At 43.2% G+C, this 15,058-nt stretch carries 16 protein-coding genes, 1 pseudogene and 1 other annotated feature; of the genes and pseudogenes, 11 read left to right on the forward strand and 6 right to left on the reverse strand.

Annotated elements, in window-relative coordinates:
- Positions 1-28: 28 nt before the first annotated feature.
- On the reverse strand, positions 29-1,036 hold the full coding sequence (locus JOD82_RS23545) for a substrate-binding domain-containing protein (RefSeq protein ID WP_165144527.1): 1,008 nt from the start codon (positions 1,034-1,036) through the stop codon (positions 29-31).
- A gap of 217 nt (positions 1,037-1,253) precedes the next feature.
- Between JOD82_RS23545 and JOD82_RS23550 the strand changes: the two genes are divergently transcribed.
- Positions 1,254-2,480 (forward strand): acyltransferase, encoded by a 1,227-nt coding sequence (locus tag JOD82_RS23550; RefSeq protein WP_165144524.1) that lies wholly within the window; start codon positions 1,254-1,256, stop codon positions 2,478-2,480.
- Positions 2,481-2,660: 180 nt separating this feature from the next.
- On the opposite strand, the gene JOD82_RS23555 is transcribed toward JOD82_RS23550, so the two are convergent.
- Complete coding sequence (locus JOD82_RS23555) at positions 2,661-2,930, reverse strand: aspartyl-phosphate phosphatase Spo0E family protein (RefSeq protein ID WP_141695431.1); 270 nt, start codon at positions 2,928-2,930, stop codon at positions 2,661-2,663.
- A 237-nt stretch (positions 2,931-3,167) separates the two neighbouring features.
- Positions 3,168-4,553, reverse strand: coding sequence for a helix-turn-helix domain-containing protein (locus tag JOD82_RS23560; RefSeq protein WP_209950031.1), 1,386 nt, complete (start codon positions 4,551-4,553; stop codon positions 3,168-3,170).
- Positions 4,554-4,757: 204 nt separating this feature from the next.
- Between JOD82_RS23560 and JOD82_RS23565 the strand changes: the two genes are divergently transcribed.
- The 3 genes from JOD82_RS23565 to JOD82_RS23575 all read left to right on the forward strand — a co-directional run bounded on the left by JOD82_RS23565 (position 4,758) and on the right by JOD82_RS23575 (position 6,471).
- Positions 4,758-5,207: an AbrB/MazE/SpoVT family DNA-binding domain-containing protein gene (locus JOD82_RS23565; protein WP_245249123.1), complete on the forward strand. Its 450-nt coding sequence runs from the start codon at positions 4,758-4,760 to the stop codon at positions 5,205-5,207.
- Positions 5,208-5,377: 170 nt separating this feature from the next.
- Positions 5,378-5,884 (forward strand): DJ-1/PfpI family protein, encoded by a 507-nt coding sequence (locus JOD82_RS23570; protein WP_209950033.1) that lies wholly within the window; start codon positions 5,378-5,380, stop codon positions 5,882-5,884.
- Between the two features lie 92 nt (positions 5,885-5,976).
- Positions 5,977-6,471: a hypothetical protein gene (locus JOD82_RS23575; RefSeq protein WP_029516121.1), complete on the forward strand. Its 495-nt coding sequence runs from the start codon at positions 5,977-5,979 to the stop codon at positions 6,469-6,471.
- Between the two features lie 84 nt (positions 6,472-6,555).
- On the opposite strand, the gene JOD82_RS23580 is transcribed toward JOD82_RS23575, so the two are convergent.
- On the reverse strand, positions 6,556-7,026 hold the full coding sequence (locus JOD82_RS23580) for a hypothetical protein (RefSeq protein ID WP_029516120.1): 471 nt from the start codon (positions 7,024-7,026) through the stop codon (positions 6,556-6,558).
- A gap of 394 nt (positions 7,027-7,420) precedes the next feature.
- Between JOD82_RS23580 and JOD82_RS29365 the strand changes: the two are divergent.
- From JOD82_RS29365 to JOD82_RS23595, 4 genes and pseudogenes are all read left to right on the forward strand, one after another.
- Positions 7,421-7,663: pseudogene (locus JOD82_RS29365) on the forward strand (hypothetical protein); the annotation flags it as partial.
- Between the two features lie 82 nt (positions 7,664-7,745).
- The gene (locus JOD82_RS23585) at positions 7,746-8,819 is read left to right on the forward strand and encodes a polysaccharide deacetylase family protein (RefSeq protein ID WP_029516119.1); all 1,074 of its coding nucleotides are present in this window, start codon (positions 7,746-7,748) and stop codon (positions 8,817-8,819) included.
- A gap of 176 nt (positions 8,820-8,995) precedes the next feature.
- Positions 8,996-9,931: a hypothetical protein gene (locus JOD82_RS23590; protein ID WP_029516118.1), complete on the forward strand. Its 936-nt coding sequence runs from the start codon at positions 8,996-8,998 to the stop codon at positions 9,929-9,931.
- 75 nt (positions 9,932-10,006) lie between these two features.
- Positions 10,007-10,243: an NHLP leader peptide family RiPP precursor gene (locus tag JOD82_RS23595; protein WP_013309068.1), complete on the forward strand. Its 237-nt coding sequence runs from the start codon at positions 10,007-10,009 to the stop codon at positions 10,241-10,243.
- Positions 10,244-10,342: 99 nt separating this feature from the next.
- On the opposite strand, the gene JOD82_RS23600 is transcribed toward JOD82_RS23595, so the two are convergent.
- Together JOD82_RS23600 and JOD82_RS23605 are read right to left on the reverse strand one after the other, a co-directional pair.
- Entirely contained in the window at positions 10,343-12,232 is a 1,890-nt protein-coding gene (locus JOD82_RS23600; RefSeq protein WP_029516117.1) for a sensor histidine kinase, read from the reverse strand.
- A 132-nt stretch (positions 12,233-12,364) separates the two neighbouring features.
- Positions 12,365-12,652, reverse strand: coding sequence for a hypothetical protein (locus JOD82_RS23605; protein ID WP_029516116.1), 288 nt, complete (start codon positions 12,650-12,652; stop codon positions 12,365-12,367).
- 183 nt (positions 12,653-12,835) lie between these two features.
- Here JOD82_RS23605 and JOD82_RS23610 point away from each other — a divergent pair, with 183 nt between their 5' ends.
- The 3 genes from JOD82_RS23610 to JOD82_RS23620 all read left to right on the forward strand — a co-directional run bounded on the left by JOD82_RS23610 (position 12,836) and on the right by JOD82_RS23620 (position 14,910).
- Positions 12,836-13,096, forward strand: a complete 261-nt coding sequence (locus tag JOD82_RS23610; RefSeq protein WP_029516115.1) for a hypothetical protein — start codon at positions 12,836-12,838, stop codon at positions 13,094-13,096.
- A gap of 91 nt (positions 13,097-13,187) precedes the next feature.
- Complete coding sequence (locus tag JOD82_RS23615; RefSeq protein ID WP_029516114.1) at positions 13,188-13,367, forward strand: hypothetical protein; 180 nt, start codon at positions 13,188-13,190, stop codon at positions 13,365-13,367.
- Positions 13,368-13,468: 101 nt separating this feature from the next.
- Positions 13,469-13,739: a binding site (T-box leader), on the forward strand.
- An 88-nt stretch (positions 13,740-13,827) separates the two neighbouring features.
- Positions 13,828-14,910, forward strand: a complete 1,083-nt coding sequence (locus JOD82_RS23620; protein ID WP_029516113.1) for a bifunctional 3-deoxy-7-phosphoheptulonate synthase/chorismate mutase — start codon at positions 13,828-13,830, stop codon at positions 14,908-14,910.
- Positions 14,911-15,058: the final 148 nt, after the last annotated feature.

Raw genomic sequence — 15,058 nt, forward strand, 5'->3', positions numbered from 1 at the left:
CACTCCTAGCTGGATACGCTTCCAAAATTTATTTCGCATAATAATCATCTACATTCGCCTGGGTGACAACAGAGATTCCAGTGTCTACCCGCACGGGCAGCGGAGTGTTGTCTCCAGTGGAAGAAGGCGCAGGAGTCGTCAAATGATGATGCAGATGGAACAGATATTGAAGCGACCAATAGCCCATATTCCATGTTCCCTGGGCAATTGTTGCCGAGATTGTGCCACCACGAATCATATCCAATGTCGCTTTATTCGTATCAAAAGAAATGATTTTCAGCGGGTGGCTGTTTTTTTGACTCAGTACCGCTTCACCTACACCTGTTCCTCCCGTTGCTTCGGTCACAAAAATGCCCGCCAGTTTCGGATAAGCTTTCATCAGCCTTTGCGACTCATCCCGGGAGACCATCGCGTCTGCGCGGCCATCCGCTACTTCCACCACCTTCATGGCAGGATACTGCCGCTGTATGGTATCGCGAAAGCCACGCAAGCGTTCCTCATGATTTTGCTGACCGGGTAGCGTCAAAACAGCGACTTGACCTTCTCGTCCCAACAGCTCTGCCATTTTGTCCGCAGCGGTCACGCCCGCCTTATAATTATCCGTGCCCAAAAAAGAATACGCCCGACTCCCCGGCGCTTCGGCATCAAACAGTACCACAGGAATGCCCGCATCCAGCGCCTTATTAATTACCGGAATCAGAGAGTGAGGATCAATCGCTGATATGGCAATCCCTGCGGGCTTACGAGCAATCGCCTGCTCAATAACTGTCGTCTGCTCCTGTGCATCATAACGGGTAGCTCCCCGATACTCCACAGTCACTCCCAAAGCATCTCCTGCATCCTCGAAACCCTTGAGCCCGCTTTTCCAATACTCCAAGCCAGACTGGAAGGTAATCATCATATAGGTTTCTCCGATGCTGCCTCGTAGCCCCTTATCTTCCCAAGTACCATTCAACGGGCCAGTTTGTTCATACCTGAACACATAGAGAGCAAAGGCCGCAATCAACAGCATATATACCAGCAGCGTTTTTTTCATCCTTCCTCCCTCTTCCTGTGTGTATCCTTAAGTTATAAATTCACTTTAATTTATTCTGGTTTCACTTAGATTGTAAACGCAATCATATTAAATTGGAACTACTTCACTCTTCTTACTTTCAGGTGGCGTTAATCCTGCACTAATGTTTCTACGTTACAATACCTACAATTGCGCTAGGAAAAACATGTGCGTATCTTGAGGAAAAGGAGTGATATGGATGAGCAAGCCGCGTATCGCGGAGTGGACAGAACTACGGGGCCTTGCCTACCTCGCTGTCGTGCTTCAGCATTGCATTGGCGAATATATTTATCGCAGCGACATCCAACAGCCAGATTCTGTGATGCTCGCGATGCTGTATCATTTGACACGTTTTGGCACACCGACGTTCGTTTTCCTGTCTGCGGCGCTGCTTTTTTATAATGGTAACAAACCGATTGGCTACCCTCGCTATATTGGCAGGCGGTTTCGAGATATTTATGTTCCTTTCCTCTGCTGGACGGTTATTTATTGGGTATGTACTCAAAACTGGTCAACGGCGCAGTGGGGAAATATTTATTTTTACAAAGGTATGTTCGAGGAAATGATCATCCCCGTCAGCGGATATCATCTATGGTTTGTAGTGATGATCTTTCAGTTTTATATTTTGTTTCCTTTATTTTCAAAAGCAGCCGGGCAGGTTCAAGCGTTTCTACGCCGTTACAGCACGAAAAGACGCAAACAGCTTGTTTTGGCTGTTATGCTGATTGCCGCTGCGGCTTACGCTTTGTTGTTACAATGGTCCTACTATGACATGTCTGCATGGAGCACTGGGTTGCCGTCCTTTTGGCAGACTCTGTTAGATTACCGCACTTATAACTTTGTTATGTATTTTTTCTATTTTATGCTGGGCGCAGTGTGCGCCTATATGACGGACACCTGGCGGGGATTGGCCCAACAGACGTTACCGTGGAATGTATTTGTCTTTATTGGTCTATTCATGCTTATGGGTCACACAATGCTGATCCAGTCGGGTGATACGATCAATCTCAATATTTCTACTTATTTGAAACCAAGCACCTTCGTGCTGATTGTCTCGCAGTTGCTTTTGTTGTATGGACTGCTGCTTCATTTGCAAAAAGATACGCGATCCGAGCCGTTTCGCCGTATGCTGAACTGGATCGGACGCTATTCCTTCGGAGGATATCTGGCCCATGCGCTCGTGCTGTCCTTCATATCCTACTACACCCGCCCGCTTGCACTGGGTGATCATCATTTTACAGCTACGCTCATTACGTTTGTCGTCGTGGCAAGTGTTTCTCTGGGCATCAGCTGGCTCTTTGCCCATCTGCCCGGCGGCAACTGGATTGTTGGCTCCAAAGGCAGACAGCGGTTGAACTGGCATTCGTTTCGTTTCCAGTTCCTTTCCTCTAAGCGCGCTTCCAAAAGCACGCAGGAGCTTGGCTAAACTTGTGCGTCTGTGTTTCAGCATGGGGTTATAAATCCAATGGACTTTGGCAGGGCTCTCTTATGGAGCTCTGCTTTTTTGTTGCCTTAGTATGCTGTCCCCAAAAAAATGATTAACATTTTATGACATGAATATGTATTTTATTTTAAAATAAGTCATTATATAGAATAATAATAAACATTACGTGGGAGAAGTCACAGTTTTGCATAAAGAGAAAGGGGAGGATGGACTGAACATAACATCGTCGTTGTTAATGATCTGATCCAAAACATGGTGAGGCTGCTTTCTGGTCTGATACATACGGTTGTACTGATTAATCAGTTCATCCAAAAGCATAGACTGTTCAAGTACACAAGCATGTCCGAAGCCATACTCTGCGTAAAGATCATGCAAGTGTTGTCTGGCGTGTTCCATTTGTTGAATTAACGTTTCCGTTTTATCCCTGTTCATCCTGCATACCTCCTATTGAATCTTATTTTAAGGAGGGATGTCCAACTACGTCATGATCTTTTTTGAACCGAAAAATTACAAAATAATACAAAAATAGACCAGCTATAAGCTGGTCAATAGTAATGAATTTGAAGATGATGATTACTTGGATCACTTCCACCAACGTGTCCTTGTGTTTGGATCATGCCATGTATTAGATTTCCAGCTTGTACTGGTACTGTGAATACCGGTAAACAGCTAGTTATTGTAAAAAGTAAAACCATCTTTTTGATCAATTTTCTCCCATAGACTTTGCAACTGATCTCGGGTTTCAGAAACGGCATACGCTTTGAATCGTTCAAATAACATTGCACAATTATGTGAAAGTATTCCTTTATTAATGGATTCGGCCTTTTCCCATGCATTTAGGAGACATTTGAAACCATATGGATATCTACCTTTATTTAAATTGTATTTAGCCATCTTGTACCAGAACCGAATGTATTCTCCCGGTAAAACTTGTTGTGTGTACATGTCAGAAGATGACGGTTCCTGATAAGCTGCAATTTGGGGTTCAAAGCGCTGTAAGATATGGTCCACATCTACATTGTACCGATTAGCCACTTCAATGACGTTTATTAATTCGGAAAAAATCTCTTTTTCGGCAGCCATATGTTCTACGTAATCCGGCAGAACACTGATGTCCCCGGACATAAGTCTATTGACGTACGTATTAATTTTCGCCCATTGCAGATACTGCTTCTTCCAATAGAGAGACTCGGAATCTTGTTCCTTCACCCAACTTAGATCGGCATAACCTCGAATATGTTCTAATGCCTGTTCATGATCGCCTTTTGCATCGCAAGCATTAGCACACAGCAACTCGGAGTAAACTATGTATACAAACAGTGGCCTGCTTAGTTTCTTTCGTGGCTCTGTTCCTTTTCGCTTAGAGTTATGAACCAAATTATATTGGATCTGTCCTAATTGACCCATCTGATGGGCAAATTCATACACCTTGTCCCACATACTTAATGATCTGTACACGTTAGCCAAATCTTTTAAAGCATCTAATTGCTCTATCTCGTCTAAACGATCCACAAAAGGGGCAAATTCAATGGCAGCTTGAAGATTTACAGCTCTATCTTGTCCAATATTGATTTGGAACAAACGATACTGGCAGACCGCCAATCGCTCTGAATGCTGCTGCTTCTCACTTTCAGCCACCTTTTTGTAAAGGTATGCCGCTGCTTCGTTGTAACCGTCTTTGTATACATTTTCGGCAACTTCAAAGAGCGATGGCGGATAATTAGGGTTATCCAATAGCAAAATTACAACTCGCTGCAAGCAGTCGAGTCGTCCTAGTTCAATGCATCGGTATAAGAAAGGGCTTATTTTTTTCCAGTTTAGCGGAGATTCTTCAATGCATTCTTCAATATAACGTTCGTAAAAATAATCCGGTGGTAAATTCATTCCCGCAGTAATACTATCCAGTTGATGAACAGAAATAGATCGGTTACCAGTCACAATGCTACTAACTGTACCTACATTCAAATCAATCGTGTGACCAAACTTGGTCATCGTTAAGCCTTTTCGTTTCAGATAAGTTTGAATTTCTGCCTGTATCGTAGGTGTGATTTCCATGGATAAACCACCCTTTCAGCATTTTCATAGAATTTCAATTTCAATTTCAATAAACAATGTAGTTTGGAAACTAATGGTATAATTATTGATTTTCTTTCACGATAATACCATCTTTTGGAACAAACATAAATGCTTTTACTTTATTGATTTTTATATTTTTTTTAGGAGATCATTAGATGTTGGACAATGGAAGGAGAAGATCACTTGAAAAATACAGGTATGACACGTCCCTTGGATACGTTAGGCCGGATTGTTATTCCTAAGGAGATGCGAACCTCTATGGGGATTCAAGCTGGTGAATCTTTAGAATTTTATTTGGATGTTGAAACAGGATTATTGAGCATGCGAAAGTATATAGGAGTCTGCTGTCATTTATGCTATTCGGTTCAGGATTTAAGCTATTTCAGGGGTTCATTTTTATGTAAAAAATGCATAAACGATCTGAAGGGAAACATAGGTGTGAGTCAAATGCCTGTACCTGTTATTAAGGAACCTGCGTGCAAAGAAAAAAGTGTACATCGGTTGTCTTCACAACATTTGGTTGAGAAGCTAAGAAGACTCATGCACGAGCATCCAAACGCCAAGCAAGGCGAATACGCTGAACGGCTCGGCGTATCCCAAGGCCGTATTTCCCAGCTTAAAAAGCTATTATAGGTATCGCTCAACTCATATTCTAGCAAAGCTAAATAACCAGTCGCTGGTTGATTTCGTGCGACTGGTTATTTAAACTTCTAAGCCTATATTTGCTGTAAATTATGGAATTAAACCTATCAAAGTGGTATATTGACTCAAAGCTAAAAACTAATGTTGAAGTAGGTGTATAAATGAAATCACACGTTTTAATTTATGATGGTTATGTGAGTTTTGAGATTATGCTAGCAACCTATTTTATGAAAACCAAAGGGGACATTGTTACGATTGGAGTAACCAAAGACCCTGTAATTTCCTATGAGGATTTTAAAGTTACGCCTTCGGTAGCCCTTGATGAAGTGTCTGCTGAGGATATTCAACTCCTAATTATACCTGGCGGAGATAACACCCCATTAAAGACGAACAAGCAGCTTCTAGCTCTAATTAATACATTGAATAATGATCATAAAGTGATAGCGACCATTTGTTCTGCCACTGAACTACTGGAGATAGCAGGTGTCTCCTATAAAAATCCTGTGAATCATCCAACGGGTCTGGAGATACACAAGAATATCATTACGGCTAAACCAAATCAGTATGTGGACTTTGCAATTGAAATAGGCAAGGTGATGAACATTTATACTGATGATGAAGATTTAAAAGAAACCATTGATTTTTTTAAGCTCTTTAAAGATAATTGACTCTTCTGCTCTCCCACAACAATCACTTTATGTATGGTGATATTTAGGATACTATAGTGAGGGAATTAGCATACATAAGAGGGGTAATTAAAATGAATGACAAATTAAAGGGGCTATTAGTGGGCTTAACCATTGGCATGATGATTACTGGTGCAACCGCAATGGCTGCATCTGGAACAAGCGTAAATGCTGTTGTGAAAAAGTTTGATGTATTTTTAGAGGGGACAAAAAAGAACACTGCCGATGGCTTGATTTACAACGGAAACACGTATATCTCTGTTAAAGATATTGGGATTGCAGAAAGCAGACAAATCAGCCTCATTGATAATAAACTGTATTTAGGTAAACAGCAAAAGATGATTACAGAAAATCAAGCACTCCATATTCTTTCTGATAAAATAAAAAAGGATGCTGTTAAATATAATTTAAACTTAATGGTTGAAGGTTTGGAAGGAACTAAATATTGTATAAGAGTTTACGAAGATTTCCCTGATCACATTGCAACTTATGGATTCTATTATGTAGATAAATACACCAGTAAAGTAACTAAATATGACATAGCACAAGATAAGGAAGTGGAAATTTAAGGATGGGTTTCCCCATCCTTTTTTTATTGTCAAACGATCTACTCCTCGACTTATTCAAGAGCAGATATACCACGGTATCCCCGGCTAACGCTTCAATTGAGCTTCATTCGAAGCGCCGGACTTACGATCGAATGTAATCGGGCCTTTACGGTTCACAAGCCGTTTCAAGTCCACGGTCATTTCATTCTTCAACTTATCAATAAGCTGATCTTCTTGGATGCCTTTGCTTTTAGCAACCTCGGCCAACGACTTCCCTTGTCCCAGCTCTTTCTCTAACTGGACAGGAGTGATGCCCAGCAGCTTGGCTACTTTCTCGTTGAGATGGTGATTCAAGCCGCCAGGCCTTTTGCCGTGCCTATGTCTGTGAACATGCCCGTGTTCGTCCTGTGGTTCAGCATTCCATTGGCGGGCTGCCCCTTGGATAGAGGCGTTGGAGGTGATTGCTTGCAACGAATTACCCGGTTCCGTCCCGGAAGCTCCAGCTGCACCCGCAGTGCCATACATCATCACTCCTCCATACAGGATAGCAGCGGTCAGTTTCCATTGTTTTTTCATGTTGCAGACCCTTCTTTCATCCTTTTTAAAATAATATTTTCTTTTCCCGCTATTTTTATTCATATTTTCGCCTGTTAAGTAACCATAAGACGGGAAAAAAGAAATTATGAACATTGCTATCACAATTACACCCAACCTTCGATCTACACGCGCTCCTTGGGAACCCTATCCTGTAGAGTGAGCAAGAATGAATAACTATACTTTCTACAATATAACTTGAAATTTTCCAAGTTATATATTAAGGAAAATATGATAAAATAAAATTGTAAACGTTTACATTTTTATTTTTGGAAAGACATGTTGCATTAAGCTACTACAGAATGCACTGCATCATAGTGAGGCTACAGGAGGAAAGTTCCAATGAAACAAAAAAATAAGGTTATTTTTATGGACATCCAAACGCACGAGCAAAACCATATCGGTCAGCGAGCACTTCAAAAAGTGGGAAGACATGGACAAGATGTATGAAGATTCACTTATTGTATAGGGATACCAAAGCAGTCGGAGTGCCAATGTAACTAGTAATACAATTACGATTGGCGGCAATAATGGCACCAGAAACCAAGAGATCGAGCTCGTTGTAATAGCCGATGACGGAACATGGAATGCTTATGTTGATTATTTGGAGATCAACTAAAATTTCAAATCTAGTAAAGAGTTGAATCGGTTCGGAGTATCGGAACATCCATACTATATTAAAATAGCTAGGAGGTAGACCCATGTTTATAGCTAAAGCAGGAAAATGGACGGCGATTATGTCAATCACCTTGTCTTTATTCACAGGCTCGCTGGTGATCTCGAGCAACCAGGCGCTTGCGGCTGATTGCTCGAGCGGTTATGTAGCGTTAACCTTCGACGATGGTCCCAATCCCTCTAACACCAAAGCGCTTCTTAGTGCTCTGAAGCAAAACGGTTTACGCGCGACGCTCTTTAATCTTGGACAAAACGCGCAGAATAATCCTTCGCTTGTACGTGACCAGCAAGCAGCAGGCATGTGGATCGGTAATCATTCATGGTCACATCCGCATATGACACAACTGAGCACATCGCAGATGTCATCGGAAATTACACGCACGCAGCAAACGATACAGTCCATTACTGGCACGGCACCAAAGTTGTTCCGTCCTCCGTATGGCGAGACCAACGCAACCCTCAAATCCATTGAGACCCAAAACGGTCTTACCGAAGTATTGTGGAACGTTGACTCCCAAGACTGGAACGGCGCCTCCACCGCACAGATCGTAGCTGCTGCGGGCAAACTTAAAAACGGCGATGTGATCCTGATGCATGATCAGTACCAGACTACACTCCAAGCTATTCCACAAATTGCACAGAACCTCAAAAATCGTAACCTTTGCTCTGGTATGATCTCACCAAGCAATGGCCGGGCGGTAGCGCCTGATGGCGGAAACGGCGAAACGCCGCCAAACAAAGGCACAAAAGTGGAAGCAGAGAATATGACCAAAGGCGGTCAGTATACTTCAAATATCAGCTCGCCGTTCAACGGAGTGGCTTTATACTCCAACAATGATTCAGTGAAATTCACACAGAATTTTACCAGCGGCACCCATAGTTTTTCACTCCGTGGTGCTTCAAATAATTCCAACATGGCCAAAGTTGACTTGAAAATTGGTGGACAAACGAAGGGTACCTTCTACTACGGCGGGAACAGTCCTGCGGTCTATACTTTAAACAATGTCAGCCATGGAACCGGAAATCAAGAGATTGAGCTTGTTGTAACAGCCGATAATGGGACATGGGATGCTTATATTGACTATTTAGAGATCATCTAATTTAAAAAAACAAAATCCCGGCGGGATCTTCCCAACCGGGATTTTTGTCGATATCCTTTTTACAACATTCTCAATGTAAAAATAACAAAATCTTGAAAATTGCAATCTGTTGTATAATGGCGGGTAACAACTAGAAGTCGCTATAAAAATATTCATAAGAGATGCAGGTGATGGCGATGGAATGGTATTTTGCATACAAAGACGAATTGGAAAAAGTATTTCGTCAAGCGGAGGAACGGACGTCCACGTTTCCAGCTCCCTTTCAGCAAGAGGGTTTGGACTATCTGGCGCGTTTTAATCCGTTGCGGGAAGACAGCACGCGTAATTACATATGCTATTTGCTTCCATTTTGGCTGCAAGAACTCACAGGACTGCCCCCCGAAACATGCCGCAGGCTGTCACTTGGCAACGTGTTCGTCATGGCTCACTATTTAATTCAAGACGATGTGATGGACACAGCAGCAGACAACCGTAAAACGCAACTCGCTTTAAGTCAACTATTCTATACCGAGTGTCTAAGCGTATATCGGGACCTTTTTCCGGCAACCTCTCCTTTTTGGTCATATGCCCGAACGTATGTTGATGAATGGGCCGTTAGTGTGATATCCGAAGGAACAGAGGACTATTTTCAAGGAGAAAAAAATAAGGTCGCGCTGAAAGCAAGTCCATTAAAAATGGCCGGAACGGGTGCTTTGCTGCTCGCAGGCCGTGCTGATCTGATTCAAAACATTACAAATATGACGGACTTGGCGCTACTCGTGCTTCAAATGTCGGATGATTGGGCGGATTGGTCAGAAGATTTGGTCGAACATAGCTATAACTGTCTTTTGTCCCATATCAGTGCCGAGCAAAAGACGGCTTACTGTGAAGGATTGGGACCCAAACAGATTCAGGAAGCGATTTATGTACGCGGTGCGCTTGCCAGCTATGTGAACATTGCCGATCAAGCAGTCCAACAGTTAGAGACCCTGGAGCCTTCTATCCACGGCCTACATAGCTTTGCACATTCTATCGCAGCTGAGCTGGGCGAAGTGGCGGCAGAAATTGAAGGCGGACGCTCGCATTTGAGAAGAGGCGGACTTGACTACTGGCTCTCCAAAAATATGAAATAATGCTAGATTTTTCTGAGCCCTTCGTGGTATACTGACTAGGTAAATATAACCAATTGAATGAGAGGGTGATTTTTGATGGCTACTGAAGTTCTTCAAACACAAGTCATTCAAAAAGCTTGGGAGGATGCCAGTTTCAGAGAGAAACTGATGACTGATCCCAAATCTGCAATTCGTGATGTGTTAGGAGTCGTGATCCCCGATCATATCCAAATCAAAACATTAGAAGAAACGCCTGATCAGTTTTTTCTGGTAATTCCTCCAGACCCCTCCGGCGTGCTCGCTGCATCCCAGAAACCTCGCTCAATGTGGTAGAATGATTGTTAATGCTTATTTAATCTAGATTCCTTAACCTCATAGGGGTGGGCTCAGCAAGCTTCCCTCCGTTTTCTCCGAACGCAAAAAAGCCGGATATTATCCGGCTACGGGGAAGCGGATGGTCGCTTCTGTTCCCACCCCTTTTGCACTTGTAAAAGTTATTTTTCCATTCATCGTTTCAATAATCCGAAAAGTCACCATCATTCCTAAACCCGTGCCTTTTGTCTTATTCGAAAAATAAGGCTCACCTAGTCTGGATAAAGTCTGAGCATCCATCCCTTCACCATTATCCCGAATATGAATGACAGCTTCTCCGTTATCCACATAAGCCCATATATGAATAAGCCCCTGGTCTCGCAGCGCTTCAATACTGTTTTTGATGATATTGATGAACGCCTGCTTGAACTTGGAGGAATTCCCGCGTACTTTGATTTCCTGGGGAATATCCAGCGAAATTTTTCCACCTTGCAAATTAGCCATTGGACTGATGATTCCTTCAATATGCTTGAATTCGTCCAATATGGTCAACGTTTTGGTTTGGTCAAATTCTGGCTTGGCAAAGGTCAGAAAATCAGTAATAATCGCGGAAGCTCGATCCAGCTCCTCCAGAGCGATATGTAGATAGTCTTTGTTCTTACCATCCTCCTGCTTGCTCATCAACTGAAGAAATCCACGTGTAACTTGAAGGGGATTACGTACCTCATGAGCTACAGATGCAGCCAGATCGCTAATAATCTCCATTTTCTCCGAACGTTGAAGCTCATTATTGAACATTTCCAGTTCTCTGGAATACCGAACCACCTGCTTGTGCTTTTCTGCCAGTCTTCTGCCCAAAATCGCGATCAACGCCAGTACAAAACCGAACACGCCCCATTTCCACAAAAACATATTGTAGTGTCCGTCCAGAATGAAAAACCAGCTCAGTTCCCCGATAGAGATGACTGCAAAAAATGCAAAGCCTGTCGATAAGATGATCGCTTCGTGATCACCCTTAAGTGCCATGCGAACCGAAGCAAATACCAGCAGTATCATTAAGGCGACGAGTAATATACCCAGAATGACTACACTAAAAAAATAATATATGTTGTTCAACCGCTCCTGTGCTCCTAAATTCACAATCATCATGGTAAAGCAGAACAAAGAGTAGGCGGTTAACAACTTTCTGAATTTGCGAATCAGTATAATCGAATTGATGTTTTGCTCAAAAAAGAAGGCTAATGAGGGCAGCAGAATAAATAGTGCCACATCAAAAAGTTGTAAGTACAGCTTGCCATAGCCGCGATAGAATGTATACAAGAATGGTGAATACGTTACGATCATCAGACCAATAGACAATACAATCGCACTTAGAGACAGCCACATGGCCATACTCGGACGGAACAGAAAAAACGAGCAGATCAGCAGCACCAGGGCGATAAAGATAAACGTACTGCCCAGTACAATATCTAAAACATCCATTCTGACCAAGGTCCCCAACAAATCACGATAATCACCGGTCATCACATTACCGATGATGCCCAGTCTTTTCTTACTGCTTTCCGTCCATATGTATAATGTTTTACCGCTGTCTTCCGGCTTCAGCGGAATCAGAATACGATTATTCTCATAATTGTACCCACGGTAGGATTCGTAAAAATTGGTCCCATCCTTATACAGCGTAATATGCCTGCCATAAATATTTTCAAAAAGGATCGCTGGCGTTTCATCATTTAGCGAAGGTAACTTAATACGAATCCAGGCGGAGCCTATATTGCCGGGCTGCCTAAGCAGTTGTGTATCATCTTCAATATGCATCCAGATCTTGCTGGGATTCTTTACCTCATCTAAAGAGCCATCCTCGTCTACCTCTCCCCATCTCATATCCCAGGAGGGTATTTTATAATCCCCTTCCGGGGTCATTTTGGCCGCATAGGCGGAGTGACCCAGCGACAACAGCATCACAATGACCGCTAGCAGGGCGGCGACAGCTTTGGGCACATGCCTCATATTAAGCACCTCAAAGTTACATAGTAGGATTTACAAGTTTGTATACGTTTTAACATTTTTTACGTCCTGAAATTATATTATTCTATACGATGATGTGCATACCTTCTTCACAAGAAGGATATCATGTTCTTTTTACTCATTTTTTGTAAAATCTTCATATTGATTAATGATCATTTCCTGTTCGCGCCGCTCTTTCTGCTCTCTAAGCTCCAACCATGGTTCACAATCTTCATCTTCATAGATCGTCCAAATATCGGAAAATAAATAATCGCGTATTTCTACTATTTTTCCGGCCTGTCCGCCATCTGTCCAGTATAAGCCTTCCGGGCGTCGAATGAGGGTGCGGGAAAATCCCGGGGTAGATGCCTTTTGTCCTACGCGGATACGACTAATCATCGGACCAAACATGTACCATTCCAATTCATATCCCTCCCTATCTTCTTTATCATATCACAGCAGTTACCAAAAAAACGCTAATTGAGAATGGGCATCTCCCTATTCGCATGATTTTAACTTCCTACAGACACACTAACTGAAGGTTTAGCCGTTCCGCTGTTTGGGTAAGGTCGGAATAAGCAACAAAAAGTAAAGGAGCTGAGCAACATGGCAAATCGTGACGATCGAACTACTGAGCTACATGACAATGATTTTGAGCCTTCTCTGCAAAATGCAGAAACCAACTGGGAGAATCTGACCGAAGGGCCGGATACTCCTCTGGAGGACGTACCAGATGCCGATGAACTGACACCGAACAGTCCCGTTGATCCTTCTGCTCCTGCCGAATTCCTGCATGGTACCGATTTGCTGAATGGTACCGATGGGGATGAAGAAGATCAACTGGAAAGCGACGATATGCTGGATTAACCACTTCATTTTATCGAGTGAAAGAAAACGGTTACCCATTCTGCTATGCGGGTAATGTAGTGTATAACAGAAAGGAGTTGACTGATCTCCTATGTATAAAGATCCGATGTCTCAGGCCGATATGGAATACAAACGGTATAAAGCCTTGAATCCTGTGGAAGCAGACGACCGTAGGACTGCGGACAAGACGAATACGGACGATACCTCGACCGAAGATAACCCACGAGGAGTCGCATCTGCGAATCCCGAACCCAGGGATCAAGGAAAATAAAAGGGCAGCAATTCAAGGGCAAAAACTTGAACCTGATAATCAGGGCTTGCCTTCTGCACCTACTTTGTTTAAAATAAGGTCAAATCTTTTGAATACCATGAACAAAGACATCGACGGAGACAAGTAAACGTCTAACGGATTCCCACAGAAAGGTACGAATTGCTGAGAGCGTACCGCAATCCCGCGTTGAAATTCACTCCCGAGTCGAGCCTTGAACCGACAGAAGGATTCATTCCTTTGTCCGAGTAGAGGTTTCCGGAAGCCCCCGTTACGGGCATCAAGCTCAGAAGTTACTGCTGTCGACTGAACGACGTTGACGATTCGTATGTATACTTCTGTAATTAGGGTGGTACCACGGCATTCGTCCCTTGCGGCGAGTGCCTTTTTGTGTTATTTTCTGCAAAAAAGTCCATGGACTGACAGAAAAAACAAATTAAATTCGGGAAGGGTGTAGTACTGTATGTCTACAAATGAAAATTCTTTGGAGCTGCTGCGTGAACAACTCGATGCTACAAATTTGCAATTGCTGGAGCTGCTGTCCCAACGCGCTGAACTGGCCGGACAACTTGGAAAATTGAAGGAAGCTCAAGGGGTACCTGACTTTGATCCGGTACGTGAGCAACAAATGCTGGACAAGCTGATCGCGGCTAACCGTGGGCCTTTTGACGATGCTACGATTCGCCAACTGTTCAAAAATATTTTCAAGGCTTCTTTGAACTATCAAAAAGAAGAACACAAAAAACATCTGATCGTCAGCCGCAAAAATCAACCAGATAGCACAATTATTAAGGTTAAAGATACGCTGGTAGGCGGCAAAGCCTCCATCATGGTCGCAGGTCCATGCTCGGTGGAAAGCTACCAGCAAACTCGTGAAGTAGGTGCGGCTCTCAAGGAAGCCGGTGTGCCGATTCTTCGTGGTGGCGCGTTTAAACCACGTACGTCTCCGTACGATTTCCAAGGACTGGGCGTGGAAGGACTGCAAATTCTCAAACGTGTAGGTGATGAGTTCGGACTGGCTACAATCAGTGAAATCGTCGATCCAAGACATTTGGAGGAAGCGATCCAATACATCGACATTATTCAAATTGGTGCACGTAACATGCACAACTTTGAATTGCTCAAAGCTGCGGGTGAAACAAGAACTCCGGTTCTGCTCAAACGCGGACTGGCTGCAACAATGGAAGAGTTCCTTCATGCTGCTGAATACATCGTTTCCCGTGGTAACACGCAAGTCATGCTGATTGAACGCGGTATCCGTACGTACGAAAAATGGACGCGTAACACGCTGGATATTTCCGCTGTTCCGATTTTGAAAAAGGAAAGTCATCTGCCTGTATTGGTGGACGTGACTCACTCGACAGGCCGTAAGGACATCCTGGCCCCTTGCGCCAAAGCTGCCCTGGCTGCTGGAGCCGACGGTATCATGGTGGAGGTCCATCCGAACCCGGCAGTCGCTTTGTCCGATGCTCAGCAACAGCTGAACATTCCTGAGTTCCACAACTTCCTATCTGAAGTCAAAGAATCCGGTTTATTCAAAGCGTAAAACTAATTTTATGCTGGGACTTGTAAACCGCTTTCATTTTCTCGGACATTGATGTAAAATCGGATCAGGATTGTGACTGATCATGCAGGCAAAACCTAAATGTATATATGCTCAACTATTGTTGAGACATATATATGTTTAGGTTTTT

The sequence above is a fragment of the Paenibacillus sp. 1182 genome, assembly GCF_017833915.1.
Classification (GTDB): Bacteria; Bacillota; Bacilli; order Paenibacillales; family Paenibacillaceae; genus Paenibacillus; species Paenibacillus polymyxa_D.

What these genes read in the sequence shown, in the direction of transcription:
- JOD82_RS23545 (WP_165144527.1), bottom strand. Translation starts at nt 1,036, where the DNA reads ATGAAAAAAACGCTGCTGGTATATATGCTGTTGATTGCGGCCTTTGCT.
- JOD82_RS23550 (WP_165144524.1), top strand. Translation starts at nt 1,254, where the DNA reads ATGAGCAAGCCGCGTATCGCGGAGTGGACAGAACTACGGGGCCTTGCC.
- JOD82_RS23555 (WP_141695431.1), bottom strand. Translation starts at nt 2,930, where the DNA reads ATGAACAGGGATAAAACGGAAACGTTAATTCAACAAATGGAACACGCC.
- JOD82_RS23560 (WP_209950031.1), bottom strand. Translation starts at nt 4,553, where the DNA reads ATGGAAATCACACCTACGATACAGGCAGAAATTCAAACTTATCTGAAA.
- JOD82_RS23570 (WP_209950033.1), top strand. Translation starts at nt 5,378, where the DNA reads ATGAAATCACACGTTTTAATTTATGATGGTTATGTGAGTTTTGAGATT.
- JOD82_RS23575 (WP_029516121.1), top strand. Translation starts at nt 5,977, where the DNA reads ATGAATGACAAATTAAAGGGGCTATTAGTGGGCTTAACCATTGGCATG.
- JOD82_RS23580 (WP_029516120.1), bottom strand. Translation starts at nt 7,026, where the DNA reads ATGAAAAAACAATGGAAACTGACCGCTGCTATCCTGTATGGAGGAGTG.
- JOD82_RS23585 (WP_029516119.1), top strand. Translation starts at nt 7,746, where the DNA reads ATGTTTATAGCTAAAGCAGGAAAATGGACGGCGATTATGTCAATCACC.
- JOD82_RS23590 (WP_029516118.1), top strand. Translation starts at nt 8,996, where the DNA reads ATGGAATGGTATTTTGCATACAAAGACGAATTGGAAAAAGTATTTCGT.
- JOD82_RS23595 (WP_013309068.1), top strand. Translation starts at nt 10,007, where the DNA reads ATGGCTACTGAAGTTCTTCAAACACAAGTCATTCAAAAAGCTTGGGAG.
- JOD82_RS23600 (WP_029516117.1), bottom strand. Translation starts at nt 12,232, where the DNA reads ATGAGGCATGTGCCCAAAGCTGTCGCCGCCCTGCTAGCGGTCATTGTG.
- JOD82_RS23610 (WP_029516115.1), top strand. Translation starts at nt 12,836, where the DNA reads ATGGCAAATCGTGACGATCGAACTACTGAGCTACATGACAATGATTTT.
- JOD82_RS23615 (WP_029516114.1), top strand. Translation starts at nt 13,188, where the DNA reads ATGTATAAAGATCCGATGTCTCAGGCCGATATGGAATACAAACGGTAT.
- JOD82_RS23620 (WP_029516113.1), top strand. Translation starts at nt 13,828, where the DNA reads ATGTCTACAAATGAAAATTCTTTGGAGCTGCTGCGTGAACAACTCGAT.